General features: G+C 69.0%; 20 protein-coding genes and 1 pseudogene. 11 read left to right on the plus strand and 10 right to left on the minus strand.

What is annotated here, in order from left to right; all coding sequences use genetic code 11:
- Positions 1-170 precede the first annotated feature (170 nt).
- The 3 genes from SACMADRAFT_RS21065 to SACMADRAFT_RS21075 all read left to right on the plus strand — a co-directional run bounded on the left by SACMADRAFT_RS21065 (position 171) and on the right by SACMADRAFT_RS21075 (position 3955).
- On the plus strand, positions 171-1544 hold the full coding sequence (locus SACMADRAFT_RS21065; RefSeq protein ID WP_009155870.1) for an FAD-binding oxidoreductase: 1374 nt from the start codon (positions 171-173) through the stop codon (positions 1542-1544).
- 22 nt (positions 1545-1566) lie between these two features.
- Positions 1567-3120, plus strand: coding sequence for an acetolactate synthase large subunit (locus tag SACMADRAFT_RS21070; protein ID WP_009155871.1), 1554 nt, complete (start codon positions 1567-1569; stop codon positions 3118-3120).
- A gap of 112 nt (positions 3121-3232) precedes the next feature.
- Positions 3233-3955: a PP2C family protein-serine/threonine phosphatase gene (locus SACMADRAFT_RS21075; protein WP_009155872.1), complete on the plus strand. Its 723-nt coding sequence runs from the start codon at positions 3233-3235 to the stop codon at positions 3953-3955.
- A 277-nt stretch (positions 3956-4232) separates the two neighbouring features.
- Here the strand turns inward: SACMADRAFT_RS21075 and SACMADRAFT_RS21080 are convergent, their stop codons facing one another.
- Together SACMADRAFT_RS21080 and SACMADRAFT_RS21085 are read right to left on the minus strand one after the other, a co-directional pair.
- On the minus strand, positions 4233-6404 hold the full coding sequence (locus SACMADRAFT_RS21080; RefSeq protein ID WP_009155873.1) for a 3-hydroxyacyl-CoA dehydrogenase NAD-binding domain-containing protein: 2172 nt from the start codon (positions 6402-6404) through the stop codon (positions 4233-4235).
- A gap of 15 nt (positions 6405-6419) precedes the next feature.
- Entirely contained in the window at positions 6420-7631 is a 1212-nt protein-coding gene (locus tag SACMADRAFT_RS21085) for an acetyl-CoA C-acetyltransferase (RefSeq protein ID WP_040926678.1), read from the minus strand.
- A 124-nt stretch (positions 7632-7755) separates the two neighbouring features.
- Here SACMADRAFT_RS21085 and SACMADRAFT_RS21090 point away from each other — a divergent pair, with 124 nt between their 5' ends.
- The 7 genes from SACMADRAFT_RS21090 (at position 7756) to SACMADRAFT_RS21120 (ending at position 15278) form a co-directional block, all read left to right on the plus strand.
- Complete coding sequence (locus tag SACMADRAFT_RS21090; protein WP_009155875.1) at positions 7756-8955, plus strand: TetR/AcrR family transcriptional regulator; 1200 nt, start codon at positions 7756-7758, stop codon at positions 8953-8955.
- A gap of 114 nt (positions 8956-9069) precedes the next feature.
- Positions 9070-10365, plus strand: a complete 1296-nt coding sequence (locus SACMADRAFT_RS21095) for an acyl-CoA dehydrogenase family protein (protein WP_040926679.1) — start codon at positions 9070-9072, stop codon at positions 10363-10365.
- A 16-nt stretch (positions 10366-10381) separates the two neighbouring features.
- Positions 10382-11590 carry an acyl-CoA dehydrogenase family protein gene (locus SACMADRAFT_RS21100; RefSeq protein ID WP_009155877.1) on the plus strand — a complete coding sequence of 403 codons (1209 nt, stop codon included), beginning with the start codon at positions 10382-10384 and terminating at the stop codon, positions 11588-11590.
- A gap of 94 nt (positions 11591-11684) precedes the next feature.
- The gene (locus SACMADRAFT_RS21105) at positions 11685-12995 is read left to right on the plus strand and encodes a flavin-containing monooxygenase (RefSeq protein ID WP_009155878.1); all 1311 of its coding nucleotides are present in this window, start codon (positions 11685-11687) and stop codon (positions 12993-12995) included.
- A complete protein-coding gene (locus tag SACMADRAFT_RS21110; RefSeq protein WP_009155879.1) occupies positions 12989-13924 on the plus strand; it encodes a bile acid:sodium symporter family protein in 936 nt (311 codons plus the stop codon). Before SACMADRAFT_RS21105 ends, SACMADRAFT_RS21110 begins: the two co-directional genes overlap by 7 nt.
- Positions 13921-14880: an SDR family oxidoreductase gene (locus SACMADRAFT_RS21115; RefSeq protein WP_009155880.1), complete on the plus strand. Its 960-nt coding sequence runs from the start codon at positions 13921-13923 to the stop codon at positions 14878-14880. Before SACMADRAFT_RS21110 ends, SACMADRAFT_RS21115 begins: the two co-directional genes overlap by 4 nt.
- Before the next feature lie 14 nt (positions 14881-14894).
- Positions 14895-15278, plus strand: coding sequence for an Imm1 family immunity protein (locus SACMADRAFT_RS21120; RefSeq protein ID WP_009155881.1), 384 nt, complete (start codon positions 14895-14897; stop codon positions 15276-15278).
- 375 nt (positions 15279-15653) lie between these two features.
- On the opposite strand, the gene SACMADRAFT_RS31225 is transcribed toward SACMADRAFT_RS21120, so the two are convergent.
- Together SACMADRAFT_RS31225 and SACMADRAFT_RS31460 are read right to left on the minus strand one after the other, a co-directional pair.
- Positions 15654-15965 carry a DUF222 domain-containing protein gene (locus SACMADRAFT_RS31225; RefSeq protein ID WP_040925822.1) on the minus strand — a complete coding sequence of 104 codons (312 nt, stop codon included), beginning with the start codon at positions 15963-15965 and terminating at the stop codon, positions 15654-15656.
- Positions 15966-16074: 109 nt separating this feature from the next.
- Positions 16075-16551, minus strand: a pseudogene (locus SACMADRAFT_RS31460) (DUF222 domain-containing protein); the annotation flags it as partial.
- A 133-nt stretch (positions 16552-16684) separates the two neighbouring features.
- Between SACMADRAFT_RS31460 and SACMADRAFT_RS21130 the strand changes: the two are divergent.
- The gene (locus SACMADRAFT_RS21130; protein WP_009155882.1) at positions 16685-17758 is read left to right on the plus strand and encodes an LLM class flavin-dependent oxidoreductase; all 1074 of its coding nucleotides are present in this window, start codon (positions 16685-16687) and stop codon (positions 17756-17758) included.
- Here the strand turns inward: SACMADRAFT_RS21130 and SACMADRAFT_RS21135 are convergent.
- The 6 genes from SACMADRAFT_RS21135 to SACMADRAFT_RS21160 all read right to left on the minus strand — a co-directional run bounded on the left by SACMADRAFT_RS21135 (position 17755) and on the right by SACMADRAFT_RS21160 (position 25096).
- Positions 17755-18225: a GyrI-like domain-containing protein gene (locus SACMADRAFT_RS21135; protein WP_009155883.1), complete on the minus strand. Its 471-nt coding sequence runs from the start codon at positions 18223-18225 to the stop codon at positions 17755-17757. The two genes, SACMADRAFT_RS21130 and SACMADRAFT_RS21135, sit on opposite strands and share 4 nt — an antisense overlap.
- Positions 18226-18310: 85 nt before the next feature.
- Positions 18311-19375: an alpha/beta fold hydrolase gene (locus tag SACMADRAFT_RS21140; RefSeq protein ID WP_009155884.1), complete on the minus strand. Its 1065-nt coding sequence runs from the start codon at positions 19373-19375 to the stop codon at positions 18311-18313.
- 70 nt (positions 19376-19445) lie between these two features.
- A complete protein-coding gene (gene map, locus SACMADRAFT_RS21145) occupies positions 19446-20213 on the minus strand; it encodes a type I methionyl aminopeptidase (protein ID WP_009155885.1) in 768 nt (255 codons plus the stop codon).
- A 67-nt stretch (positions 20214-20280) separates the two neighbouring features.
- Positions 20281-21435, minus strand: coding sequence for an acyl-CoA dehydrogenase family protein (locus SACMADRAFT_RS21150; RefSeq protein WP_009155886.1), 1155 nt, complete (start codon positions 21433-21435; stop codon positions 20281-20283).
- Complete coding sequence (locus tag SACMADRAFT_RS21155) at positions 21432-23444, minus strand: acetyl/propionyl/methylcrotonyl-CoA carboxylase subunit alpha (RefSeq protein ID WP_040926680.1); 2013 nt, start codon at positions 23442-23444, stop codon at positions 21432-21434. Before SACMADRAFT_RS21155 ends, SACMADRAFT_RS21150 begins: the two co-directional genes overlap by 4 nt.
- A gap of 38 nt (positions 23445-23482) precedes the next feature.
- A complete protein-coding gene (locus SACMADRAFT_RS21160) occupies positions 23483-25096 on the minus strand; it encodes a carboxyl transferase domain-containing protein (RefSeq protein ID WP_009155888.1) in 1614 nt (537 codons plus the stop codon).
- Between the last annotated feature and the right edge of the window lie 19 nt (positions 25097-25115).

The following is a 25115-nucleotide window of genomic DNA, read 5'->3' on the forward strand; positions in this document are numbered from 1 at the left end:
GGCGCGCTGGCACAGCTGGCACAGCTACTCGGCTGGCTGGTCTGACAGACCGACAAGGCCGAACCAGGGTGGGGCCGCCACGGTGGCGCGGAGCGGCCCCACCCGCCGCCACACGAATATGAAGAACATTCATAGCCGAGTCGCTGCCATGCGTACTAGGCTGCAACCCCATGGGCGACGTTGCGCAGCGGCTGGCCGAGATCGTCGGCGCGAACCAGGTCCTGACCGGCGAGGACATCCCTGACCACTACGCGAGCGACGAGGCGCTGGTCGGCGAGGTGAACCGGCCCGCATACGTCGCCAAACCCGCCACCTCGGCAGAGGTCGCGCGACTGCTCGGTGTGGCTACCGAGCACGGCGTCCCGGTTACCGCACGCGGCTCGGGCAGCGGCCTCTCGGCCGCCGCAAGGCCCCGCCCCGACGGCCTGCTGATCTCCTTCGAGCGGATGAACGCGATACTCGAGATCGACACGGTCAACCACGTCGCGGTGGTACAGCCCGGCGTCACGCTGTCCGAACTGGACGAGAAGACCGCGGAGGTCGGGCTCGGCTACACCGTCTACCCCGGCGAGATGAGCGCCAGCGTCGGCGGGAACGTGGGCACCAACGCGGGCGGAATGCGAGCCGTCAAGTACGGCGTGACCCGCCACAACGTGCTCGGGCTCGAGGCTGTGTTGCCCACCGGCCAGATCATCCGCACCGGCGGGAAGCCGGTGAAGACCTCCACCGGCTACGACCTGACGCAGCTCATCATCGGCTCCGAGGGCACACTCGCGCTCGCCACGGAGATCACCGTCAAGCTGCACCCCAGACTGCGGCACGGCGCCACGGTGCTCGCGCCGTTCACCGACCTCGACACCGTCGTGCGAGCCGTGCCCACGATCCTGGCGGCAGGGCTGGAACCGCACATCCTCGAATACATCGACGCGCTCACCATGGCCGCCATCACCTACACCACCGGGTTGTCGCTCGGTGTCCCCGACGACGTTCGCGAGGCATCGCAGGCCTACCTGGTGGTGGCGATGGAGAACCGCGAACCCGACCGGCTCGAAGGCGACGTCGCGAACCTCGGCGAACTGCTCGGCGAGCTGGGCGCCTCGGACGTGTACGTGCTCGACGGCGGCTCGGCCCGCAAGCTCATCGAAGCGCGGGAGAAGGCGTTCTGGACCGCGAAGGCCGCCGGCGCCGACGAGGTGATCGACGTCGTGGTGCCCCGCTCGGCGATGCCGGAGTTCCTGGCCAGGTCACGCGAGATCGCCGCGAAGACCGAGTCGGGGGTGGCCGGATGTGGGCACGCGGGCGACGGCAACGTCCACCTCGGGGTCTTCCAGAAGGACCCGGAGAAGCGGGCGAGCCTGCTGCACGACATCTTCGCCGTCGGCATGGAACTCGGTGGCGCGATCTCGGGTGAGCACGGGATCGGCCGCGCGAAGAAGGAGCACTTCCTCCAGCTGGAGGACCCGGCCAAGATCGAGCTGATGTCGCGGATCAAGCACGCCTTCGACCCCGCTGGAATCCTCAACCCCGGCGTGCTCTTCGACTAGGCAGAGCGAGAAAGAGGAGAACATGAACGGCGCGCAGGCCCTGATCCGCACGCTCGTCGACTCGGGCGTCGAGGTGTGCTTCTCCAACCCCGGTACTTCGGAGATGCATTTCGTCGCCGCGCTGGACACCGTGCCACAGATGCGTGGCGTGCTAGGGCTGGCCGAGGGCGCTGTCACCGGCGCGGCCGACGGCTACGCCCGCATCGCGGGCAAGCCCGCGGCCACCCTGCTGCACCTCGGTCCCGGGCTCGGCAACGGGCTGGCGAACCTGCACAACGCCCGCAGGGCGCACACCCCGATCGTCAACGTCGTCGGCGACCACGCGACCTACCACAAGGCCTACGACGCGCCGCTGGAATCCGACATCGAGGCCGTGGCGGGTTCGCTGACAGGCTGGGTCCGCCGCTGCTCCAGCACCGCGGACGTGGGCGCGGACGCCGCCGCCGCGGTTGCCGCGTCGCAGGACGCCCCCGGGCAGGTGGCGACGCTGATCCTGCCCGCCGACGTGTCCTGGAGCGACGGCGGGCGGCCCTGCGCCCCGGTGCCGCCGCGCCGCGCCAAACCCGTAGCCGACACCACGGTGAAGGCGGTCGCCGAACTGCTGCGCACGGGCGAGCCGGTCGCGTTGCTGATCGGCGGTGCCGCGTGCCGTGAGCGGGGGCTGCGGGCCACGAGCCGCATCGCGGCGGCCACCGGCGCCAAGCCGTTCGTCGAGACATTCCCGGCCAGGCTCGAACGCGGAGCGGGTGTGCCCGTCGTGGAACGGCTCGGCTACCTGGCCGAACAGGTAGCGCACCAACTTGACGGCAGCAGGCACGTCGTGGTGGCAGGTGCTCGCCCGCCGGTGTCGTTCTTCGCCTACCCCGGCAAGGCGAGCGACCTCGTCCCTGAGGGAGCGCAGGTGCACACGCTCGCGGGTGTGGAAGAGGACGTGGTGGCCGCGCTGGAGGAGCTGGCCGACCTGGTGGCACCTGGCACGGAGCCGGTGGTGTCGCAGGCACAGCGGCCCGAGTTGCCCACGGGAGCGCTGACCCCGCAGAACTGGGTCCAGGTGATCGGCGCCTCGCTGCCGGACGGTGCGATCATCTCGGACGAGGCCAACACCTCCGGGCTGCTGCTGCCCGGTGCGACGGTGGGGGCACCTCGGCACGACGTGCTTACGCTGACCGGCGGGGCGATCGGGCAGGGAATCCCGGTGGCAGTCGGTGCGGCGATCGCGGCGCCGGATCGTCCGGTGGTCAACCTGGAATCCGACGGCAGCGCTCTCTACACCATCTCGGCGCTGTGGACGCAGGCGAGGGAGAACCTGAACGTCACCACGGTGCTGCTGAACAACCGCGCATACGCGATCCTGCGAATGGAGTTGCAGCGGGTGGGCGCGGAGGGCTGGGGGCCGAAGGCCAACGAACTGCTCGACCTGTCCGGGCCCGACCTCGACTTCGTCAAGATCGCCGAGGGGCTGGGGGTCCCCGCTTCGAGGGCGGCCACCGCCGAGGAGTTGGCACAGCAGTTCGCGAGGGCGGTCGCCGAACCGGGACCACACCTCATCGAGGCGATGGTGCCGCCGCTGCTGTGAAGCCGAGTCCGGAAATTCACAGGCTCTTCTTGGAGTTGCCGGTGGCGCCCGCGCGTTGAAGTGGGTGAGGGCCGGTCATCGGGGGTCGGCCCGGTGAACGAGGAGGCGGCCCATGCCGACCACCCACCCGCGACCGACCGACCACACCACGTCGGAAGCCGCGAGCGACAAGGGCCCGCGCGCTGTCAACGCCGACGCACTCGCCACCCGCACCGACACCGACACCGGAAGGACAGCCTTCGCGGTGGCCGACGGCATCGGCGACCACCTGCTCGCGGCCAGGGCCGCACGACTGGTCGCCAGGACCGCGGCGACCAGCGCCGTACGGCTGGGCGCGGTGCAGGGCCTGCTCCGTGCCCAGCGGGAACTGATCTCACAGTTCGAGCAGGCCCATGCGGACGCCGTACTCGTGGTCGCGGTCTACCCGCCCGCGGACGGCGACGAGGAGGTCGGCGAGATCGCGTGGGTGGGCGACTGCCGCGCCTACCGGTGGAACGGCCGCGTGCTGCACCAGGTGACCACCGACCACACCCTGGCCGAGTTCTGGCGCTCGCAGGGACGGCGACCAACCGCCCGGATGGAGCACATCGTCACCGGTTCCGCCCGCACGGCAGGCGAGAACGACATCGGCCACGCCCGGATCGGCGCGGGCCCCGGCAGGCTGCTGTTGTCCAGCGACGGCGTGCACAAGAGCCTGGAGCTGACCGCGATCAAGGACCTGCTCGCGGGGGCCGCCTCGCCTGCCGATGCGGCCCGGTCGCTGGTCGGCGCCGCCCGCGAGCACGGCAGTACCGACAACGCGACGGCGCTGGTGGTGGACCGGCTGCTCGGCTGAGGACTGCCGCTCACCGAACACACGGTGGCCGACGAGGAACGGCTGATGAGGAAAAGGGCGCGGGATCACCGCGCCCTGCCATCCGGCGGCCGCACCGTGGACCGGGTTGTCGTCCACCGAACGTCACCGCCGAAGTACCGACGACACTAACGTGAAGATCATTTCACTGACTGCGCCATTCGGACGTACTTCGAGCAACGGCGACCGGCCTGCCGGTCGCCTGCCGGAGCGGCCCGCCCCCGACACGAGTCGAGGGCGGGCCGTCCCCCACATCCGGTTACTCGAAGATCTCGCCCTTCTCCGCCTTGTCCACCAGTGACTGCGGGGGCAGGAAGTGATCGCCGTAGCGCTCGGCGAGCTGCCTGGCACGTGCGACGAAGCCCTTCAGCCCACCTTCGTACTGGTTCATGTACTGCACGACACCACCGGTCCACGCCGGGAAGCCGATCCCGAAGATGGAACCGATGTTGGCGTCCTGTACCGAGTTCAGCACGCCCTCGTCGAAGCACTTGACGGTTTCCAGCGCCTCGGCGAAGAGCATCCGCTCCTTCAGGTCCTCAAACGGCACGGTCTTGCTGCCGCTGTTGAAGGCCTCACGCAACCCCGGCCAGATACCGACCCGCTTGCCGTCGGCGTCGTAGTCGTAGAAGCCGGCGCCGCTTGAACGGCCCTTGCGGTCGTACTCGTCGATCATGCGGTCGATGACCGCCTCGGACGGGTGCGCCTTCCAGGTGCCGCCCTCCGCCTCGACCGCCGCGCGGGTCTCCTGGCGGATCTTGCGCGGCAGCGTCAGCGTCAGCTCGTCCATCAACTGCAACGGTGGGGCCGGGTAGCCCGCCTGCGAACCGGCCTGCTCGATGCTCGCGGGCTCCACGCCCTCGCCGACCGCGGCCACGGCCTCGTTGATGAAGGTGCCGATCACCCGGCTGGTGAAGAAGCCGCGGCTGTCGTTGACGACGATCGGCGTCTTCTTGATCTGCAGCGTGTAGTCGAACACCTTGGCCAGGGTGGCGTCGGAGGTCTTCTCACCGCGGATGATCTCCACCAGCGGCATCTTGTCCACCGGCGAGAAGAAGTGGATGCCGATGAAGTCCTCCTGCCGCTGCACGCCCTCGGCGAGCCCGGTGATCGGGAGGGTGGAGGTGTTGGACCCCAGCACCGCGTCGGGGTTGACCACGCCCTCGATCTCGGAGAAGACCTTGTGCTTGAGCTCGGTGCTCTCGAAGACCGCCTCGATCACGAAGTCGACGCCCTTGAAGTCGGCTGGGTCGGCCGTCGGCTTGATGCGCGCCAGCAGCTCGTCGGACTTCTCCTTGGTGGTCTTGCCGCGCTTGAGCGCCTTCTCCTCGAGCTTGACGGCGTAGCCCTTGCCCTTCTCGGCGTTCTCCTGCGAGACGTCCTTGAGCACGACCTCGATGCCCGCCTTGGCGGACACGTACGCGATGGCGGCGCCCATCATGCCCGCACCGAGCACACCGACCTTGCGGGCCTGGAACTTCTCGTAGCCGTCCGGCCGCGACCCACCCGAGTTGATGTGCTGCAGGTCGAAGAAGAACGCCTTGGTCATGTTCTTGGCGACCTGCCCGGCCACCAGGCTCACGAAGTAGCGGGTCTCGATGAGCGAGGCGGTGTCCACGTCCACCTGTGCGCCCTCGACGGCCGCCGCGAGGATCGCCCTCGGTGCGGGCATCGGCGCGCCCTTGAGCTGCTTGCGAAGGTTCGCGGGGAACGCGGGCAGGTTGGCCGCGAAGCTCGGGTTCGAGGGCGAACCGCCGGGGATCTTGTAGCCCTTGGCGTCCCACGGCTGCACCGAGGCCTCGGGGTTGGCCTTCAACCACTCCTTGGCCTTCGGCAGCAGCTCGTCCACGCTGCCGACCAGCTCGTGCACGAGGCCGATCTCCTGCGCCTTGGCCGGCTTGTGCCGCTGACCCTGCACCAGCACGTTCAGCACGGCGTTCTGGATGCCGAGCAGCCGCACGGTGCGCACGATGCCACCACCGCCGGGCAGCAGACCGAGCGTCACCTCGGGCAGGCCGATCTGGCTGCCCTTGACGTCGGCGGCGATGCGGTGGTGGCACGCGAGCGCGAGCTCAAGCCCGCCGCCGAGCGCGGCGCCGTTGATGGCGGCGACCACCGGCTTGCCGAAGGTCTCCAACCGGCGCAGGTTGGCCTTCATCTCGTTGGTGCTGCGGGTGATTTCCTCGGCGTGCTCGGGTCCGGCCTTGATCAGGTCGTTGAGGTCACCGCCCGCGAAGAAGGTCTTCTTCGCCGACGTCAGCACCACACCGCTGATCGAGTCCCGCTCCGCCTCGAGGCGGTCCACGGTCGCTGCCAGCGACTCGCGGAAGTCGGTGTTCATCGTGTTCGCCGACTGCTTGGGGTCGTCGAGCGTGAGCACGACGATGCCGTCGGAGTCCTGCTCCCAGCGGATGGTCTTGGATTCAGTCATCGTGTTCTACGTCCCTCACACGCGCTCGATGATCGTGGCGAGGCCCATGCCGCCGCCGATGCACAGGGTCACGAGCGCACGCCTGGCCTGGCGCCGCTCCAACTCGTCGACCATCGTGCCGAGGATCATCGCGCCGGTGGCGCCCAGCGGGTGACCCATGGCGATGGCACCGCCGTTGACGTTGACCTTCTCCTCCGGGATCTTCAGGTCCTTCATCCACTTCAGGACCACGGACGCGAAGGCCTCGTTCAGCTCGAACAGGTCGATGTCGTCGATCGTCAGACCCGCCTTCTGCAGCACCTTCTGCGTGGCGGGCGTCGGGCCGGTGAGCATGATCGTCGGGTCGGCGCCGGTGACGGCGGTGGCGACGATCCTGGCGCGCGGAGCCAGCCCGATGGTCTTGCCGATCTCCTCGTTGCCGACGAGCACCAGCGCGGCGCCGTCGACGATGCCCGAGGAGTTGCCGCCGGTGTGAACGTGGTTGATCTTCTCGACCGAGTGGTACTTCTGCAGCGCCACGGCGTCGAAGCCGCCCATCTCGCCGATGCCCTCGAACGAGGGCTTCAGCTTGCCGAGCGCCTCCACCGTGGTGCCGGGGCGGCGGTGCTCGTCGTGGTCGAGGATGGTCACGCCGTTCATGTCCCTGACCGGCACGACCGACTTGGCGAAGTAGCCGCCCGCCCACGCGGCCTCGGCCTTGTCCTGGGAGCGCACCGCGAAGGCGTCCACGTCCTCCCTCGAGAAGCCTTCGATGGTGGCGATCAGGTCGGCTCCGATGCCCTGCGGCACGAAGTAGGAGTCGTAGTTGGTCGCCGGGTCGGTGAACATCGCGCCGCCGTCGGAGCCCATCGGCACCCGCGACATCGACTCGACGCCGCCGCCGATGATGAGCCGGTCCCAGCCCGCGCGCACCTTCTGCGCGGCCTGGTTCACCGCCTCGAGGCCCGACGCGCAGAACCGGTTGAGTTGCACGCCCGCGACGGTGTCCGGAAGCCCGGCCGCGATCGCCGCACCGCGTGCGATGTCGGCGCCCTGGTCGCCGACGGGGCTGACGACGCCGAGGATGATGTCGTCGATCAGCGCAGGGTCCAGGTTCGGGTGCCGCGCCTTCAGCTCGTTGATCAGGCCGACTACCAGGTCGATCGGCTTGGTCCCGTGCAGGGAACCGCCCTTGTTCTTGCCACGAGGCGTACGAATTGCCTCGTAGATGAACGCCTCTGTACTCACACCCACGGTCCTTCCTGGCGCACGTTGGCTGTCGTGGTGCTAATCGCTACTAACATAGTCCCGCTTTGTGCGAGGGTGTCAACGGGTTGTCGCCCGGACAACAGACGCTAGAGTTGACTCACGTATGGACGAGAAGGCCCGCAAGACCAAGCGCCCCCGCGACCGCAGGCAGCAGATAGCCGCCGTCGCCTCCGAGTTGTTCCGTGCGCGCGGCTACCACGGTGTCGGCATCAACGACATCGCCGCCGCCGCCGGAGTCACCGGGCCGGCGCTGTACCGGCACTTCGCCGACAAGCAGGCCATCCTCGCCCACGTGCTGCTGACCGGATTCCAGGAGATGGAAGCCGCCACCGACGCCGCGCTCGCCACCGCCGAGTTGCCGACGCCGCAGCAGGTGCACACCCTGCTGGAGCGGCTGGCGACGAGTTCGGTGGAGCGGCGCGAGGTCGCCGCGCTGTGGCGCTGGGAGGGCCGCCACCTCGATGCCGACAGCCAGCACCTCATCCGCACCCGATCCGCCGCGATGCTCACCACCTGGGCGAAGGTGCTGATGCGGCTGCGCCCGGAGCTCGATCCCGACGAAGCGGAGCTGCTGTGCTGGGCCGGTCTTTCGGTGTTCGGCAGCGTCTCGGTCCACCACACCAGCATCGCGCGCAAACGCTTCACCCGACTGCTGGTGGACATCGCGCTGCGGGTCTTCCACGCCCGCCTGCCGAAGGCGCGAGAGCCTGCCGAGCCGAGCCAGCCACCACTCGCGCTCGGCGCGCCGTCCCGCAGGGAGCAGTTGCTCACCGAGGCCGCCGAGTTGTTCCGCAGGCACGGCTTCTCGTCGGTGAGCATGGAGGACATCGGCAAGGCCGCGGGGATCGCGGGGCCGAGCGTGTACCGGCACTTCCCCAGCAAGGCGAGCCTGCTCGGCGCGATAGGGCGCAGGGCGGCCGACCGGCTCTCGCTGGCCGCGGAGCACGCACTCCGCACCAGCGGTCCCCCCGACGAGCGCGAGGCCCTGCGCAGGCTGGCTCGCTCCTACGTGCGCACCCTGACCGGCCCGCCGGAGTTGCTGGTTTCGTTCTCGGTGGACCGGGTGCACATCGAGGAGCGGGATCGCTGCGAACTGCTGCGCATCCAGCGCGACTACGTGGCGCGATGGGTGCACCTGCTGGAGGCGGTGCACCCAGAACTCGACACTCGCCAGGCCAAGATCACGGTGCACGCGGCGCTGACCATCGCCAACGACCTCACCAGGACCCGGCGGGTCAACTCGCGCCCGAACCTCACCGCGGAACTGGTGGCACTGCTGGAGGCTGTGCTGGACATCACGTAACCACAACGCCCCCTGGTGGCGCGGCAGCCGCGACGCGAGTTAACCTACTGACGAGTAGGTACTCGTGAAGGGATTGCCGTGGCCCAACAGACGTCCCACCACAAGCGCGACGCCATGGGGTTCGGCCTTGCTGTGCTGAACCGCCTCGCCGGAAGCAAAGCGCTGGAGCGCGCGGGGCTGATCGAGCCCGTCCGCGGTGTCGTGGCCGCGGCCACGCGCAACGGGTTCCGCGCGGCGGGAGCCGCTCGGCGCACGTTCAAGGCGACCACGCGGCTCGGCAAACCGGCAAGGCCCGCCGCCGCGCCCGAGGCCGACCTGTTCGACCTCACCCCGACCGACGAGCAGCAACTGATCGTGGAAACGGTGACGGAGTTCGCCGCCGAGCAGTTGCGCCCGGCCGCGGCGCAGGCCGACGACTCCCTCACCCCTCCCGACGGACTGCTGGGCAGGGCCGCCGAACTGGGCGTGACGATGCTCGGCATCCCCGAAGAACTCGGCGGCGTAGGCACGGAGCGGTCGGTGGTCACCGGCGCGCTGGTCGCCGAGGCGCTGGCGCACGGTGATCTGGGACTGGCCGTCGCCGTACTGGCGCCTTCCGCGGTCAGCACCGCACTCGTGCAGTGGGGCGACGCCGAACAGCAGGCCACCTACCTGCCCGCGTTCGTCGGCGACAACGTCCCGGTTGCGGCGCTGGCGTTGCAGGAACGGGTCGCGTTGTTCGACCCGTTCCGCCCGAGGGCATCCGCGAGGCGCACCCCGGGCGGCTACCGGCTCGACGGCGTGAAGTCGCTGGTGCCCCGAGCCGCGCAGGCGGAGTTGTTCATCGTCTCGGCCGACCTGGAGGGGCGCGGGCCCGCACTGTTCATCGTGGAGGCGGCCAGTGCCGGGGTTTCCGTGGAGGCCGAACCGGCGATGGGGCTGCGCGGCGCGGCGACCGGCAGGTTGGTGCTGGACAAGGTCTCGCTGCCCGCGACCGCTCTGCTCGACGGTGGCAGGCCGCAGACCTTCACCGAGGTCGTCCGGCTGTCCCGGCTGGGGTGGGCCGCGCTGGCCTGCGGCACCGGCAAGGCCGTCCTCGACTACGTCATTCCCTACGTCAACGAGCGGCAGGCGTTCGGCGAGCCGGTCAGCCACCGGCAAGGCGTCGCCTTCCAGGTCGCCGACATCGGCATCGAACTCGAAGGCATGCGGCTGGTGATGCTGCGAGCCGCCTCCCGAGCCGAGCAGGGCAAGCCCTACGCACGCGAGGCGGCGCTGGCACGCAAGCTCGCCACCGACAAGGGCATGGCCATCGGCAGCGCGGGCGTGCAGTTGCTCGGCGGGCACGGGTTCGTCAAGGAACATCCCGTGGAGCGCTGGTACCGCGACCTGCGGGCGATCGGCGTGCTCGAAGGTGTCGTCCTGCTCTGACCGGCGAAGGGTAATCATGATCAATCTGGAAGTTCCCAAGAAGGCCCGGGCGCTGGTCAACCAGGCGCGGCAGGCCGCGGCCGAGGTGTTTCGGCCCATCTCGCGCAAGTACGACCGTGCCGAGCACGCCTACCCCACCGAACTCGACATGCTCGCCTCGTTGCTGGACGGGCTCAATTCGTCCGGCGAGGGTGGCGCGGGCGCGGCCGGGGTGCGCCGCAACGACGACGACAAGCGCAACGGCAACCGCAACGGCGGAAACCTGAGCACCGTCCTCGGCGCGATCGAGATGTGTTGGGGCGACGTGGCGCTGCTGCTTTCCATGCCGCGCCAGGGCCTCGGTAACGCCGCCATCGCCTCGGTGGCCAACGAGGAGCAGTTGAAGCGCTTCTCCGGGCTGTGGGCGGCCATGGCCATCACCGAGCCCGGGTGTGGTTCCGACTCGGCGGCCATCACCACGACAGCCACCCCGGACGGCGACGATTACATCCTCAACGGGGAGAAGATCTTCGTCACCTCAGGCGAGCGTGCCGACGCCGTGGTGGTGTGGGCGACGCTGGACAAGAGCAAGGGTCGCGCAGCCATCAAGTCGTTCGTGGTCGAGAAGGGCACGCCCGGCTTCGAGGTCGTCCGGCTGGAGCACAAGCTCGGCATCCGCGCCTCCGACACCGCCGTGCTGCGCTTCGACAACTGCCGCGTGCCGAAGCAGAACCTGCTCGGCTCCCCGGAGATCGACACCAAGTCGGGTTTCGCCGGGGTGATGCAGACCTTCGACAACACGCGGCCGCTGGTGGCAGCGATGGCCATCGGCGTGGCGCGAGCCGCGCTGGAGGAGACCAAACGGCTGCTCGAGGAAGCCGGGGTCAAGATCGATTACGACAAGCCCGCGAACGCCCAGCACGCCGCCGCCGCGGCGTACCTGCAACTGGAGGCCGACTACGAGGCCGCCTACCTGCTGACCCTGGAGTCGGCCTGGATGGCCGACAACCGCAAACCCAACTCGCTGCAGGCGTCCATGGCCAAGGCGAAGGCGGGCCGCTCGGTCGTCGACATCACGCTGCGGTGCGTGGAACTCGCCGGAACCCTGGGCTACACCGAGGAACTGCTGCTGGAGAAGTGGAGCCGTGACGCCAAGATCCTCGACATCTTCGAAGGCACCCAGCAGATCCAGCAGCTGATCGTGGCCCGCAGGTTGCTCGGCAAGACCAGCGCGGAACTGAAGTAGAGCGGATTCACAGCCGCGAACGACGTGGCCTGCGGTAGGTACGATCCTCGTTGGCAAGGCGCTGACAAGCCGTCACCGAGCCAACGGAGGCCACGTGAGCACACCTGTCGCCGTCATCGGCGCCGGCCCCTCGGGTCTGGCGGCGGCCCGCAACCTTCGACGCTACGGGCACGCCTACACCGGTTACGAGCTTTCCGATGACGTCGGCGGGCTGTGGAACATCGACAACCCGCGCAGCACGGTCTACGAATCGGCGCACCTGATCTCCTCGCGCACCACCACCGAGTTCGCCGAGTTCCCGATGGCCGACACGGTGCCCGACTACCCCGGCCATCGCGAGTTGCTGACCTACTTCCGCGACTTCGCAGAAAGGTTCGGGCTGCGCGAGGACTACCGGTTCAACACCGAGGTCACCCGCGTCGAGCCGGACGGCGACGGCTGGGCCGTGACGAGCACCGGCCCGGACGGTACCCACACGCGGCGCCACGCGAGCGTGCTCATCGCAAACGGCACGCTCAGCGAGCCCGCGATCCCGACGTTTCGGGGCAGCTTCGACGGCGAACTCCTCCACACCAGCCGCTACAAGCGCGCGAAGGTCTTCGAGGGCAAGCGGGTGCTGATCGTCGGCGCTGGTAACTCCGGGTGCGACATCGCAGTGGACGCCGTGCACCACGCCGCCTCGGTGGACATCAGCGTGCGGCGCGGCTACTACTTCGTACCGAAGTACCTCTTCGGCCGACCCGCCGACACCCTGAACCAGGGCAGGCCGCTGCCACCGCGACTCAAGCAGGCCATCGACTCGCGGCTGCTGAAGCTGTTCACCGGCGACCCGGTGCGGTTCGGTTTCCCCAAACCCGACTACAAGATCTACGAGTCGCACCCCGTGGTGAACTCGCTGATCCTGCACCACATCGGACACGGCGACATCCGCGTGCGCCGCGACATCGATCGGCTCGACGGCGACGGGGTCCACTTCACCGACGGGGAGCGAGGCAGCTACGACACGATCGTGCTGGCGACCGGATACCACCTGCACTACCCGTTCGTGGAACCGAAACTGCTGAACTGGGCAGGGCCAGGCAGCGGCACCGCGCCCGACCTCTACCTGAACATCTTCTCCGAGTCCGCGCCGGGCCTGTTCGTGCTCGGGATGGTCGAAGCCTCCGGGCTCGGCTGGCAGGGGCGTTACGAGCAGGCCGAACTCGTGGCGGCCTACCTGACGGCACGTGAGCGGGCACCCGGGCGCGCGGCCGAGTTGGAAGCCCGGATGCGGGGGCCACGCCCCGACCTGACCGGCGGCTACCGCTACCTGGGGCTGGAGCGGATGAGTTACTACGTCAACAAGGACGCCTACCGCAGGGCCGTACGCGACGAACTCACGAGACTGGGCGTGGCGCCGTGCTAGCGCCGACCGATGTCGACGACATCAGGATCGCCTTCGACTCCGCGTCGCTGACCACGCTGAAGATCGTGCTCGGTGCCATCCTGTTCGGCATCGCGCTGGACACCAGGCCCGCCGATTTCGTCGCCGCCGCGCGGCGACCGGGCACGATCGCACTGGGGGTACTGGCGCAGTTCCTGCTGCTGCCCGCGATCACCTTCGGGCTGACGCTGCTGCTGGGCGTGCGAGGCTCGGTGGCGCTGGGCATGATCCTCGTTGCCTGCTGCCCACCCGGCAACGTCTCCAACATCCTCACCCACCGCGCTCGGGGCGACGTCGCGCTGTCGGTGTCGATGACGGCCGTCGGGAACGTGCTTGCGATCTTCCTGATGCCGCTGAACGTCGCGTTCTGGGGCGGGTTGCACCCGACGGGGCAGGCGCTGCTCACCAAGATCGAACTCAGCGCGGCCGACATGCTGGCCGAGGTCGGTCTCGTCATCGGCGTGCCGTTCGCCGTCGGGCTGACGATCGCGCGGCTGCGGCCCGGCCTGGCCAAACGTGGGGCGCGCATCATCGGTCCGGTCTCGTTCCTCGCGCTGGGTGCGGTGATCGCCGTAGGCGTCGCCAACAACTGGGGCATCTTCCTCGACTACATCGGAGTCGTACTGCTGGCGGTCTTCCTGCACGACGCGCTGGCGCTGCTCACCGGCTACGGTGTAGCGAGATTCACCCGGCTGCCCGAAGCCAGCACCCGCGCGATGACGTTCGAGGTCGGCATCCGCAATGCCGGGCTCGGGTTGCTGCTCGTGTTCAGCTTCTTCGGCGGTCTGGGTGGCATGGCGCTGGTGGCCGCGTGGTGGGGGATCTGGGACATCATCGCCGGTCTGGCCGTGGCACAGTGGTGGGGGAACCGTACGCGACCGGCCGCGGAACCGGAGGTCGAAACCGCGTGAGCACACAGGTCCTGGTGACCGGAGGCAACGGCTTCCTCGGATCGTCGGTGGTACGCGGCCTGGCCGAGGCAGGTCATCGGGTTGTCAGCGGCGACCTCACCGAGCCGGCGTCCCCTGTGCCCGGCGTGGAGCACGTGTCGCTCGACGTGACCGACCCGGACTCGGTGCGGGCGGCGTTCACCAGCCGCGGGGTGGAGGTCGTGGTGCACCTGGCGGCCGTCGTGACGCCCGGCCGGCAATCGTCGCGGGAGCGTGAGTACGCCGTCGACGTCACCGGCACGCGAAACGTGCTCGACGGTTGCCTCTCCCACGGCGTGCGGCGGATCGTGGTTTCCTCCTCCGGCGCGGCCTACGGCTACCATCCGGACAACGGCGCTGCCCACGACGGCTGGCTCACCGAGGACGATCCCGTGCGCGGCAACGAGGCGTTCGCCTACAGCCACCACAAGCGGCTGGTGGAGGAGATGCTGGCCGAATTGCGGTCGTCGCACCCCGAACTGGAGCAGGTGGTGCTGCGCATCGGCACGATTCTCGGTGAACGGGTGGACAACCAGATCACCGCGCTGTTCGAAAGGCCTCGGCTGCTCAAGATCCGCGGGTCGGAGTCGCCGTTCGTGTTCATCTGGGACACCGACGTCGTCGCGATCATCCAGCGAGCCGTGACCAGTCCCGTCACCGGCATCTTCAACGTCGCCGGGGACGGGGCGATGACGGTCGACGACATCGCGGCCGCGCTGGGCAAGCGCACGCTGACGATCCCGGAGCCGCTACTTCGCGCCGCGCTGGCCGTGGGCAAGCGGCTGGGCGTGTCACCCTACGGCCCGGAACAAACGGTGTTCCTGCACCACCGCCCGGTGCTGGACAACAGGCGGTTGAAGGACGTCTTCGGCTACACCCCCTCGCGCACGAGCGCCGAAGCATTCGCCGCCTGGCGGCAATCCAGGAGATCAGCGTAAGGAGCGTGCGATCGATGACCTACCACGCCGCGATCACGAACAGCAGCCAGGCTCACCATGAACTGCCGGTGTCCACACCGGATGACGTCGACGAGTTGCTGACCGTGCTGGACCGTGACGACGTGCACACCGTCACCGTGCGGGACGGCGAGGAGGACCCCGCCCTGGACGTGCAGGTACATGGCGGATACGGCTACCTGTTGTACGCGGGCGAGGAGCTGCTGGCGTACAGCGTTGGTGATCCGGATTCCCCCGCGCTGACCGACCGGTCCGAGAGCGCCTTCCCCGCGGGCAGCGGCGTACCGCTGGAAGCCTTGCGTGCAGCGCTGCGTGAATTCGTGGATACCGGCGGCAGCGTACCGTCCTCGGTTGCGTGGCAGGAAGCCACTGTGGACTGAGGTGCGGTCGCGACCGAGCAGGCCCGGTGGACGTGAAGGACGTTGCGGCGCGGGATGCGGGGTCCACATAGCTCGGTGGCCACCAGGGTCGCCCGTCGATCACCGTGACGCGCCCAGTCAGTCCTATGTAGAATCCTGTGTTGATGTGCGCAGACCAGCGCGAGCTTGTCCAGGGCTGCCGGTCCGCCATCCGCCCAGTGCACCAGGTGATGCGCCTGGCACCACTTGGCCTTGCGGTCGCATCCGGGGAAGGTGCAGCCCGCGTCGCGCGGGATGAGCGCGCGACGGATCGCTCGCGGCACGGTCCGGCTCGCCCGCCCACGTGTCCAGGAGCTCGCCACGACCACCGAACACGGCCGGCACCAAGTGAGCATTTCAGGCACGCCAGCGAATTCTTACCGAGGAAAGCGGAAGGTGCCCGTCCAGCAGGCCGTGCCCAACTCTTCGCAACAGGTCGGTGAGATCGGCCGTGACAAGTCCGGTGACCGGTTCCCCTGCTTCCTCCCGGGCCTGCCGGCTGCGAGCCGCCGATCGCAGGATGTCCACCAGCGCGTCGCCGTAGCGCTCGTCCCGGCTCCTCGAATCCACTCCGCCGCCCTCGGCTCGCGGCGCGATCAGTAGTGACAGCAGGTTGGTGAGCAGCGCTGCGATTCGGCGTCCAGGCCGAACACTGCGGTGAACCTCCATCGGGGCGCCGGCGCAGCGCGAGCCACGAACCCGACCCGCCCCCGTACCCCTCGTCCGGCTGCTCAGCGTTGCGGTCCAGCCGAGCCCGAATCTCCCCGCCGAGTCTGCTCACGATCCTCGGTTCACTCGCCTGCGCTGCCTCCACCAGGATGGCTTCCGCCGACTGCCGATTCTCCGGGGGGACCTTGCGAGGCAGGGCCTCCACCGCCACCCGGATCGATTCCGCATGCTCCGGCCCGATCGAGCCGCCCCACAACGCTTCGGCCGTACGAGGCAGCTCCGCCTCCACGACCGCCCCGGTGTGCGTCACCGACGAATTGAGCACACGCGCCTGTGCGGCCAACTTTCGCGCCACGCCAGGGTCGTGTCCGCCCACCTCACGCGCGAGCGCCGCCGATCCGCTGTACCCGGGCGGCCCCGCCAGCCCGCGCGCGTCGATTTCGGCGATCAGCCGCAGTCGCGCGGCGTACAGCCGACGGGATTCGATCTCGAGCCGACGCAGGGCAGCCACGACTTCCTCGTCTCCCGAGCGGGCGAGCGAGGAAGCGAGCGAGGAAGCCTCAATGAGTGCGAAAGCGCTGGTCACATCTCCGATATTAACATCTTCTCGAATTTATGTTCGAACACGATAGGTGGATACCGGCGCCCGCTGCCCAGTCCGACACTCCCTGGTGGACGACCGCGCTATAGTTGAACGGACAACTACTTAGCGAGGCAGTATGCAGTTCGGGATCTTCACCGTCGGCGATGTCACGCCCGATCCCACCAACGGCCGGACACCAACCGAGCACGACCGGATCAAGGCGATGGTGGCGATCGCACTCAAGGCCGAGGAGATCGGCCTCGACGTGTTCGCCACCGGGGAGCACCACAACCCGCCGTTCGTGCCATCGTCACCGACGACCATGCTCGGCTACATCGCCGCACGCACCGAGCGCCTGATCCTGTCCACGGCCACGACGCTCATCACCACCAACGATCCCGTCAAGATCGCCGAGGACTTCGCGATGCTGCAGCACCTCGCGGACGGCCGGGTCGACCTCATGCTCGGCAGGGGCAACACGGCGCCGGTGTATCCCTGGTTCGGCCAGGACATCCGGCAGGGCATCCCGCTCGCGCTGGAGAACTACGGGCTACTGCACCGGCTGTGGCGCGAGGATGTGGTGAACTGGGAAGGTCGCTTCCGCACACCGCTGCACGGGTTCACCGCCACACCCCGCCCGCTGGACGGCGTACCACCGTTCGTCTGGCACGGCTCCATTCGCAGCCCGCAGATCGCCGAACAGGCGGCCTACTACGGCGACGGATTCTTCGCCAACCACATCTTCTGGCCGAAGGAACACTTCATGCGGCTCGTCGGGCTGTACCGGGAACGCTTCGCCCACCACGGCCACGGCAGCCCCGAGCAAGCTGTCGTCGGCCTCGGCGGGCAGGTGTTCATGCGCCGCAACTCGCAGGACGCGGTGCGGGAGTTCCGGCCCTACTTTGACCACGCGCCCGTCTACGGTGGCGGACCCTCGCTCGAGGAGTTCACCGAGCAAACGCCACTCACGGTCGGGAGTCCGCAGGAGGTCATCGACAAGACACTGACTTTTCGCGAGAACTTCGGCGACTACCAGCGCCAACTGTTCCTCGTCGACCACGCTGGTCTGCCGTTGCAGACGGTGCTGGAACAACTCGACCTGCTCGGGGAGATCCTCCCCGTGCTGCGCAGCGAGTTCGCCGCCAGGCGGGCAGCGGGCGTCGCCGAGGCGCCCACCCACCCCGCGCTGTCGGCGCGGGTGAAGTCCTAGCCCACCCGGTACGGCTGCACGATCTCGGTGCGCCACGAACCCGGGTCGGGTTCCTCCTCCGGGTTGGTGAGGTAGTTCTCCCACGCGTCCCCCGCCAACTCACCGCCGTGGTCGGCCACCCACGACGCCAGCGCCTCGTAGGCAGGCTCCATCTCGTCGTATCCGCCGACATGCACGGTGATCGCGGCCGGGCCACCCGGCAGCGCGGAAGCGTGGACGTCGCCGCGACCCTCGACGGGCGCGGGGATCGGAAAGCCCGCCTCGATGTCGAAACGATCGTCGTCGAGCATTCGGTAACGAGCGAACGGCGGCCCGATCGGGTAGGAGTCACTGCCGGCGATCACCTCGGCGATTCGCTGGTAGGCCTGGCCCAGCCACGGACCGATCTCGTCGACGAAGAGCGTTGCCCGCGCCACCAGGGTGGGTTGCTCGGGCAGAGTCTCGCTGCTGATGCTGTAGGTCCTCATGCTCCCCAGCGTGGGAGACCACGCGCAGACCCACGAAGGGCCGTAGGTCCCTTCCGGTGAAGCCGCAGGGCATCACCCGGGCAGGTCAGCACGGATCGGCTCGCGAGTCGAGAAACTCGTCGAGGTGGCGCCAGGTCGTCGCGCGGGCGGCGCGGCCGGTCAGCACCCCGAGGTGTCCGCCCGGCGCCGACTCGAACCGGACTTCCGGCGCACCGGAGAGCAGGCCGACCAGCCGCCGGACGGCGCGTTTCGGCGCGATCGTGTCGTGTTCGCCTGCGACGACAAGCGTGGGCACCCGCACCCGCGAAAGCGAGACCAGCCTGCCGTTGATCTCGATACGGCCCTCGGCGAGATCGTTGGCGCGGAAGAACCTGTGGTAGAGCTGGCCGAAGGTGCGCCCAGGGTAGGCAGCCATGTTCGACATGAAATGGTCCACCGCCTCCAGTTGTGCGAGGAAGTCGCGATCGTGCAGGTTCCGCAGCATCGCGATCGGCCTTGTGATTTCCTTGTCCAGCCTGGTCAGCCGGAATGCCTGGCTGACGAGGTAGGACGGTGCGCCGCCGAGCAACCGGTAGAACGGTGTGAGCAGGTGGCCCCCTGTCAGTTCGACGAGTGGCCGCAGCGGCGCGATCAGTGGAATGGCGGTGAAGTCGAACGGCGCGGCGATCGTGGTTATCGAGGCGATCGGCAGCTCGTCCTGGTCGGCCGCGGTGAGCAGCGAGAAGATCCCGCCGAGACACCAGGCGACGAGGTGGACGTCGCGGCCACCGGCATCGGCGCTGACCGCACGTATCGCCTTCGGCAGCACATCGTGGACCCAGTGCTCGACGCCGAGCCCGCGGTCGGCGAAAGCCACCGTCCCGTAGTCGACCAGATAGGTCCGCCTGCCACCCGCGACGAGGTGCTCGGCGAGGCTGCAACCGCGCCTGAGGTCGAAGCACAGCGGCGGCGCGGCGAGTGGCGGAACCAGCAGTACCGGCGGACCGCCCGGATCGACACCGACCGGTGTGGTGAACCGGTGGACGCGCCGGTTGGGGCCTGCGTCGATGAGCAGCCTCGGCGCGGGTCGCAGGTCGGCGACGCCTCCGCGCAGCAGCTTCTCCACCACGTTCGACGTCGCGGCAGCCAGCCTTACCGCCGGTGCGGTCATTCGTTCCCCCTGGGGCCGAGGCCGCCGTGGCAAACCTGCCTGCGCAGGCCGGATCGAACAGAAGTCGCGGTCACAAGGTGGTGAGAATACGCGGACCCTCGTCCGTGACCGCCACCGTGTGCTCCACGTGGGCGGCCTTGCTGCCGTCGGCGGTGTGCAAGGTCCAGCCGTCGGCGCCCACGCGGTAGGCATCGACCCCGCCGGCGACGAACATCGGCTCGATCGCCAACACCATCCCGGCGCGCAACCGTATGCCACGTCCCTCGGCGCCCTCGTTGGGCACGTGCGGTGGTTCGTGCATCGACCTGCCGATTCCGTGCCCGCCGTGTTCGGCGAGCAACCCGTACCCGGCGGCTCGCCCGACGACGCTGATCGCGTGCCCGATGTCACCGAGCCGGTTGCCGGGCAGCAACGCGTCGATGCCCGCCGACAGCGCCCGCCGGGTGGTCTCGATCAGCTTCAGGTCTTGCGGGTCGGCCCCGCCCACCACGAAACTCGTCGCGGCATCCGCGTGCCAGCCTGCCACCTCCGCGCCGAAGTCGATGCTGAGCAGGTCGCCGTCACGCAGCCGATAGTCCGTCGGGATGCCGTGCACTACGGCGTCGTTCACGCTGGCGCACAACACGGCAGGGTAGGGACTCGGCGCGGAGCCGGGTCGGTAGCCGAGGAACGACGAGTTCGCGCCCGCGCCGGTCAACACTGCGGCGGCGACCTCGTCGAGTTCCAGCAGCGAGACGCCGACTGCCGCCCGAGCGCGCACTTCCCGCAACGCCGTGGCGACCACCTTGCCTGCCGCGGCCATCGCCTCGACCTCGCCCGGTGTCTTCAACTCGATCAACGGTACTCACCCCAACCAGCACATGTGATAGTTATACCGGTATAACTATCACAGAACTGGTCGGGCGTCAGCGCAGGCCGAGTTCCCTCGCGATCAGCATCCGCTGCACCTCGCTGGTGCCTTCCCCGATCTCCAGAATCTTGGCGTCGCGGTAGAACCGGCCGACCGCGAACTCGTTCATGAACCCGTAGCCGCCGAAGATCTGAGTGGCCTCACGCGCGTTGTCCATCGCGGCGTTGGACGACACCAGCTTGGCGATGGCGGCCTCCTTCTTGAACGGCTCGCCGCGCAACAGCTTCGCGGCCGCCTGGTAGTAGGCCAGCCGCGCGGTGTGCGCCCGCGCCTCCATGTCGGCGATCTTGAACTGGATCGCCTGGTAGGCCCCGATCTTGTGGCCGAACGCCTCCCGCTCACCGACGTAGCGCAGGCACTCGTCCACGCAGCCCTGCGCGAGGCCCACGCTCAGCGCCGCGATGGCGATCCTGCCCTCGTCGAGGATCGAGAGAAACTGCGCGTAGCCCCTGCCGCGCTCGCCGAGCAGGTTCCGCGCGGGTACCCGGCAGTCGTCGAACGCGAGTTCGTGTGTGTCCGAGGCGTTCCAGCCGACCTTCGAGTACTTCGGTGCCACGGTGAACCCCGGCGTGCCCGACGGCACGATGATCGCCGAGATCTCCTTGCGGCCGTCGGGTTTACTTCCCGTCACGGCGGTCACGGTGACGAGCCTCGTTATGTCGGTCCCCGAATTGGTGATGAACGCCTTGCTGCCGTTGATGACCCAGTCGTCGCCGTCGAGCTTGGCCGTGGTCCGCGTCGCCCCGGCATCGGACCCGCCGCCGGGCTCGGTGAGCCCGAACGCGCCAAGCGCCTCACCGGAGCACAACGCGGGCAGCCAGGTACGCTTCTGCTCCTCGGTGCCGAACCGGTAGATCGGCATCGCGCCGAGCGAGACGCCTGCTTCCAGCGTGATCGCCACCGACGAGTCCACCCGCGCCAGTTCCTCCAGCGCGAGGCACAGCGCGAAGTAGTCTCCGCCCATGCCGCCGTACTCCTCGGGCAGCGGCAGCCCGAACAGCCCCATCCTGCCCATTCCCGCGACGAGGTCGTAGGGGAACTCCTCACGCTCGTAGTAGCCCGCGATCACCGGGGCCACCTCCGCCTGCGCGAAGTCGTGAACCGTCTTGCGCAGCGCTTCGTACTCCTCGCCGAGCCTGAAGTCGATCATGCGATGTGCTCCTCCCGTGTCACGACGGCGAGTGACTGGTCCAGCGCCACCTGCTGGCCCGCCTGAACATGCAACTCGCTGACGACGCCGTCCACCGGCGCGGTGATCGTGTATTCCATCTTCATCGCCTCGACGACCAGCAGCGGCGCACCCGCGCTGACCACGTCGCCGGGTGCCACCTTGACCACGAGAACCGTGCCCGGCATCGGACTGGTCACCGGACCGACCTCGACCGACTCGGCGTGGCTCGCCAGCAGGTTGGGTCGCTCACCCACGGCGACGGCCCTGCCCTGCCTGGCGAACCAGACCGTGCCGTCACTCGCCCGCGCCCGCCGGTAGCGGCGGTACCGGCCGTATCGGCCGCCGAAGCCCTCGCCTCGCACGACGAGGTCGTCGCCGTCACGCTCGGCCGAGGCCGCGACGGGCTCACGATCGTCCACACTGACCAGTGCGTCGGAAGGCGGACCCTCGACCAGCACGAGCGCCTCGGTGCGGCCCGCTCGCAACCGCAACGTCACCCCGGCGCGAGCGCCGAGCCGCCAACCGCTCGGCACGTCCCACGGGTCGACCACTGGCCCGGACGGCCACAGCGAGAGCAGCCGATCCAGAGCGGCCGCGATCAGGAACTCCTCGGCGGCGTCCTCCGCGGCGTCCTCCGCCACGAGAGCGTCGAGCTTGCGCTCCACCAGGCCGGTGTCCAACTCGCCCGCCAGCACGTCAGCGTCGGTGAGGAGTGCCCGCAGGAACGGGATGTTCGTCGTGACCCCGAGCACCGCGGTGTCCGCGAGCGCCCGGTCGAGTCGGTGCAGCGCCGCGGTACGGTCAGGCCCCCACGCCACGACCTTGGCGAGCATCGGGTCGTAGTCGGAGCCGACGGTGAAGCCCTCGAGCAGGCCGGAGTCCACCCGAACGTGTGGGCCGGAGGGCTCCGCGAGTGCGAGCACGGTTCCGCCGGTCGGTACGAAATCCCTGGCCGGGTCCTCGGCGTACACCCGGGCCTCGACGGCGTGGCCCTCCGCCCGCACGTCGTGCTGGGCGAGCGAGAGCCGCTCGCCCGCCGCGACCCGCAACTGCCACTCCACCAGGTCGACGCCGGTGACCAGCTCGGTCACCGGGTGCTCGACCTGCAACCGGGTGTTCATCTCCAGGAAGTAGAACCGCTGCGGCTCGCGCGCGGAAACGATGAACTCCACGGTGCCTGCGCCGACGTAGCCGACCGCGCGAGCGGCCTCGACCGCCGAAGCCCCCATCCGCGCTCGTGTCGCCTCGTCGAGCAACGCCGACGGCGCCTCCTCGACGATCTTCTGGTGCCTGCGCTGCAGGCTGCACTCCCGCTCGCCGAGGTGGATCACGTTACCGTGCCGGTCGGCAAGTACCTGGATCTCGATGTGCCTCGGCGTCTCGACGAATCGCTCAAGCAGCAGCCGGTCGTCGCCGAAGGCGCTCATCGCCTCCCTGCGCGCCGACTCGACGGCCGCTGGGAGTTCGTCGGGCGACTCCACCAGCCGCATGCCCTTGCCGCCACCGCCTGCGGACGGTTTGAGCAGCACGGGATAGCCGATGTCGGCCGCGGCGGCCTCGATGTCGGCATCGCCGTGCAGTTCGGACCGGCCGGGCACGACAGGAACTCCGGCACCGGACACGGTCTGCTTGGCTCGGATCTTGTCGCCCATCGCCTCGATCGCACTCGCGGGCGGGCCCACGAACACCAACCCGGCCTCCTCGCAGGCGCGCGCGAACGCCGGGTTCTCCGAAAGGAAGCCGTAGCCGGGATGCACGGCCTGCGCACCCGACTCCACAGCCGCGGCGACGACGTCCGGAATGGACAGATAGCTGCGCGCGGCCTCGGCAGGCCCCACCCGCACGGCGGTGTCGGCCTCGCGCACGTGGGCCGAGCCCGCGTCGGCGTCGCTGTAGATCGCGACGGAGCGGATCCCCATGCGGCGCAGCGTGCGGATGACGCGGACGGCGATCTCGCCGCGGTTGGCCACCGCGACGGTGTCGAACATCGAACTCTCGCTCACATCGCTCACATCGCTCACATCGCTCACATCCTGAATACGCCGTAGCCGACCGGCTCCAGCGGCGCGTTCGCCGCGGCCGACAGCGCCAGTCCGAGCACCGTCCTGGTGTCCATCGGGTCGATCACCCCGTCGTCCCACAGCCGTGCCGTGGAGTAGTAGGGGTTGCCCTGGTGTTCGTACTGGGCACGAATGGGTTCCTTGAACGCTTCCTCGTCCGCTTCGGACCACTCCTCGCCACGGGACTCGTAGGCGTCCCTGCGTACGGTCGCAAGTACCGAAGCAGCCTGCTCACCACCCATCACGGAAATGCGGGCGTTCGGCCACATCCACAGGAACCGGGGCGAGTAGGCCCTGCCGCACATGGAGTAGTTGCCCGCCCCGAACGACCCGCCGATGACGACGGTGAACTTGGGCACCCGCGCGCACGCGACGGCGGTGACCATCTTCGCGCCGTGCTTGGCGATGCCGCCCGCCTCGTAGTCCCTTCCCACCATGAAGCCGGTGATGTTCTGCAGGAACAGCAACGGGATCGACCGGCGATCGCACAACTCGATGAAGTGCGCGCCCTTCATCGCCGACTCGGCGAACAGCACGCCGTTGTTGGCCACGATCCCCACCGGGTGACCGTGAATACGGGCGAACCCGGTCACGAGCGTGTTGCCGTACTCCTTCTTGAACTCACCGAACCGGCTGCCGTCGACGATGCGGGCGATCACCTCGCGCACGTCGTAGGGGGTGCGGGTGTCGGCGGGGACCACGCCGTACAGCTCGCCCGGATCGACTGCGGGTTCCTCGCTCGGCACGACCTCCCACGGCCGCGGCGAGCGCGGACCCAGAGTCGACACGATGGAGCGCACCGTGCGCAGTGCGTCGGCGTCGTCGACCGCGAGGTGGTCGGTGACGCCCGAGGAGCGCGCGTGCACGTCTCCGCCGCCCAGTTCCTCGGCGGTGACGACCTCGCCGGTGGCGGCCTTCACCAGTGGCGGGCCGCCGAGGAAGATCGTGCCCTGGTTGCGCACGATCACGGCCTCGTCGCTCATGGCAGGCACGTAGGCACCTCCCGCGGTGCACGACCCGAGCACCGCGGCGAGTTGCGGGATCCCGCGAGCGGACATGGTGGCCTGGTTGTAGAAGATGCGGCCGAAGTGCTCCCGGTCGGGGAACACCTCGTCCTGGTGTGGCAGGAACGCGCCACCGGAGTCGACCAGGTACACGCACGGCAGGTTGTTGTGCAGGGCGACTTCCTGCGCGCGCAGATGCTTCTTGACCGTCATCGGGTAGTAGGTGCCGCCCTTGACGGTGGCGTCGTTGGCCACCACGACACACTCCCGGCCGGACACCCTGCCGATGCCGGTGATGATGCCCGCGGAGGGAGCCTCTTCGTCGTACATCCCGCCTGCGGCCAGCGGTGACAGTTCCAGAAAGGGTGAGCCCGGATCGAGCAGCGCGTCCACGCGGTCACGCGGCAGCAGCTTGCCGCGTGCCACGTGCCGCTGCCTGGCCTGGGGCGGACCTCCGAGCCGGGCCCGCGCGAGGCGGTCGCGCAGTTCGGCGACCAGTTCGGTGTGGCAGGTGACGTTGCGAGCGAATGCCTCGCTCCGCGGGTCTGCGGAGCTGGTCAGCGCCGGGGTGTCCATCACGCCTACAAGGTTAGCA

Source organism: Saccharomonospora marina XMU15 (assembly GCF_000244955.1).
Lineage (GTDB): Bacteria > Actinomycetota > Actinomycetes > Mycobacteriales > Pseudonocardiaceae > Saccharomonospora_A > Saccharomonospora_A marina.

Excerpts from the sequence above, each read along its gene's own strand:
- SACMADRAFT_RS21120 (WP_009155881.1), top strand. The coding sequence starts at position 14,895 with ATGACCTACCACGCCGCGATCACGAACAGCAGCCAGGCTCACCATGAA.
- SACMADRAFT_RS21150 (WP_009155886.1), bottom strand. The coding sequence starts at position 21,435 with ATGATCGACTTCAGGCTCGGCGAGGAGTACGAAGCGCTGCGCAAGACG.
- SACMADRAFT_RS21095 (WP_040926679.1), top strand. The coding sequence starts at position 9,070 with ATGGGGTTCGGCCTTGCTGTGCTGAACCGCCTCGCCGGAAGCAAAGCG.
- SACMADRAFT_RS21160 (WP_009155888.1), bottom strand. The coding sequence starts at position 25,096 with ATGGACACCCCGGCGCTGACCAGCTCCGCAGACCCGCGGAGCGAGGCA.
- SACMADRAFT_RS21090 (WP_009155875.1), top strand. The coding sequence starts at position 7,756 with ATGGACGAGAAGGCCCGCAAGACCAAGCGCCCCCGCGACCGCAGGCAG.
- SACMADRAFT_RS21155 (WP_040926680.1), bottom strand. The coding sequence starts at position 23,444 with ATGTTCGACACCGTCGCGGTGGCCAACCGCGGCGAGATCGCCGTCCGC.
- SACMADRAFT_RS21080 (WP_009155873.1), bottom strand. The coding sequence starts at position 6,404 with ATGACTGAATCCAAGACCATCCGCTGGGAGCAGGACTCCGACGGCATC.
- SACMADRAFT_RS21135 (WP_009155883.1), bottom strand. The coding sequence starts at position 18,225 with ATGAGGACCTACAGCATCAGCAGCGAGACTCTGCCCGAGCAACCCACC.
- SACMADRAFT_RS21100 (WP_009155877.1), top strand. The coding sequence starts at position 10,382 with ATGATCAATCTGGAAGTTCCCAAGAAGGCCCGGGCGCTGGTCAACCAG.
- SACMADRAFT_RS21070 (WP_009155871.1), top strand. The coding sequence starts at position 1,567 with ATGAACGGCGCGCAGGCCCTGATCCGCACGCTCGTCGACTCGGGCGTC.
- SACMADRAFT_RS31225 (WP_040925822.1), bottom strand. The coding sequence starts at position 15,965 with ATGGAGGTTCACCGCAGTGTTCGGCCTGGACGCCGAATCGCAGCGCTG.
- SACMADRAFT_RS21075 (WP_009155872.1), top strand. The coding sequence starts at position 3,233 with ATGCCGACCACCCACCCGCGACCGACCGACCACACCACGTCGGAAGCC.
- SACMADRAFT_RS21065 (WP_009155870.1), top strand. The coding sequence starts at position 171 with ATGGGCGACGTTGCGCAGCGGCTGGCCGAGATCGTCGGCGCGAACCAG.
- SACMADRAFT_RS21140 (WP_009155884.1), bottom strand. The coding sequence starts at position 19,375 with ATGACCGCACCGGCGGTAAGGCTGGCTGCCGCGACGTCGAACGTGGTG.
- SACMADRAFT_RS21130 (WP_009155882.1), top strand. The coding sequence starts at position 16,685 with ATGCAGTTCGGGATCTTCACCGTCGGCGATGTCACGCCCGATCCCACC.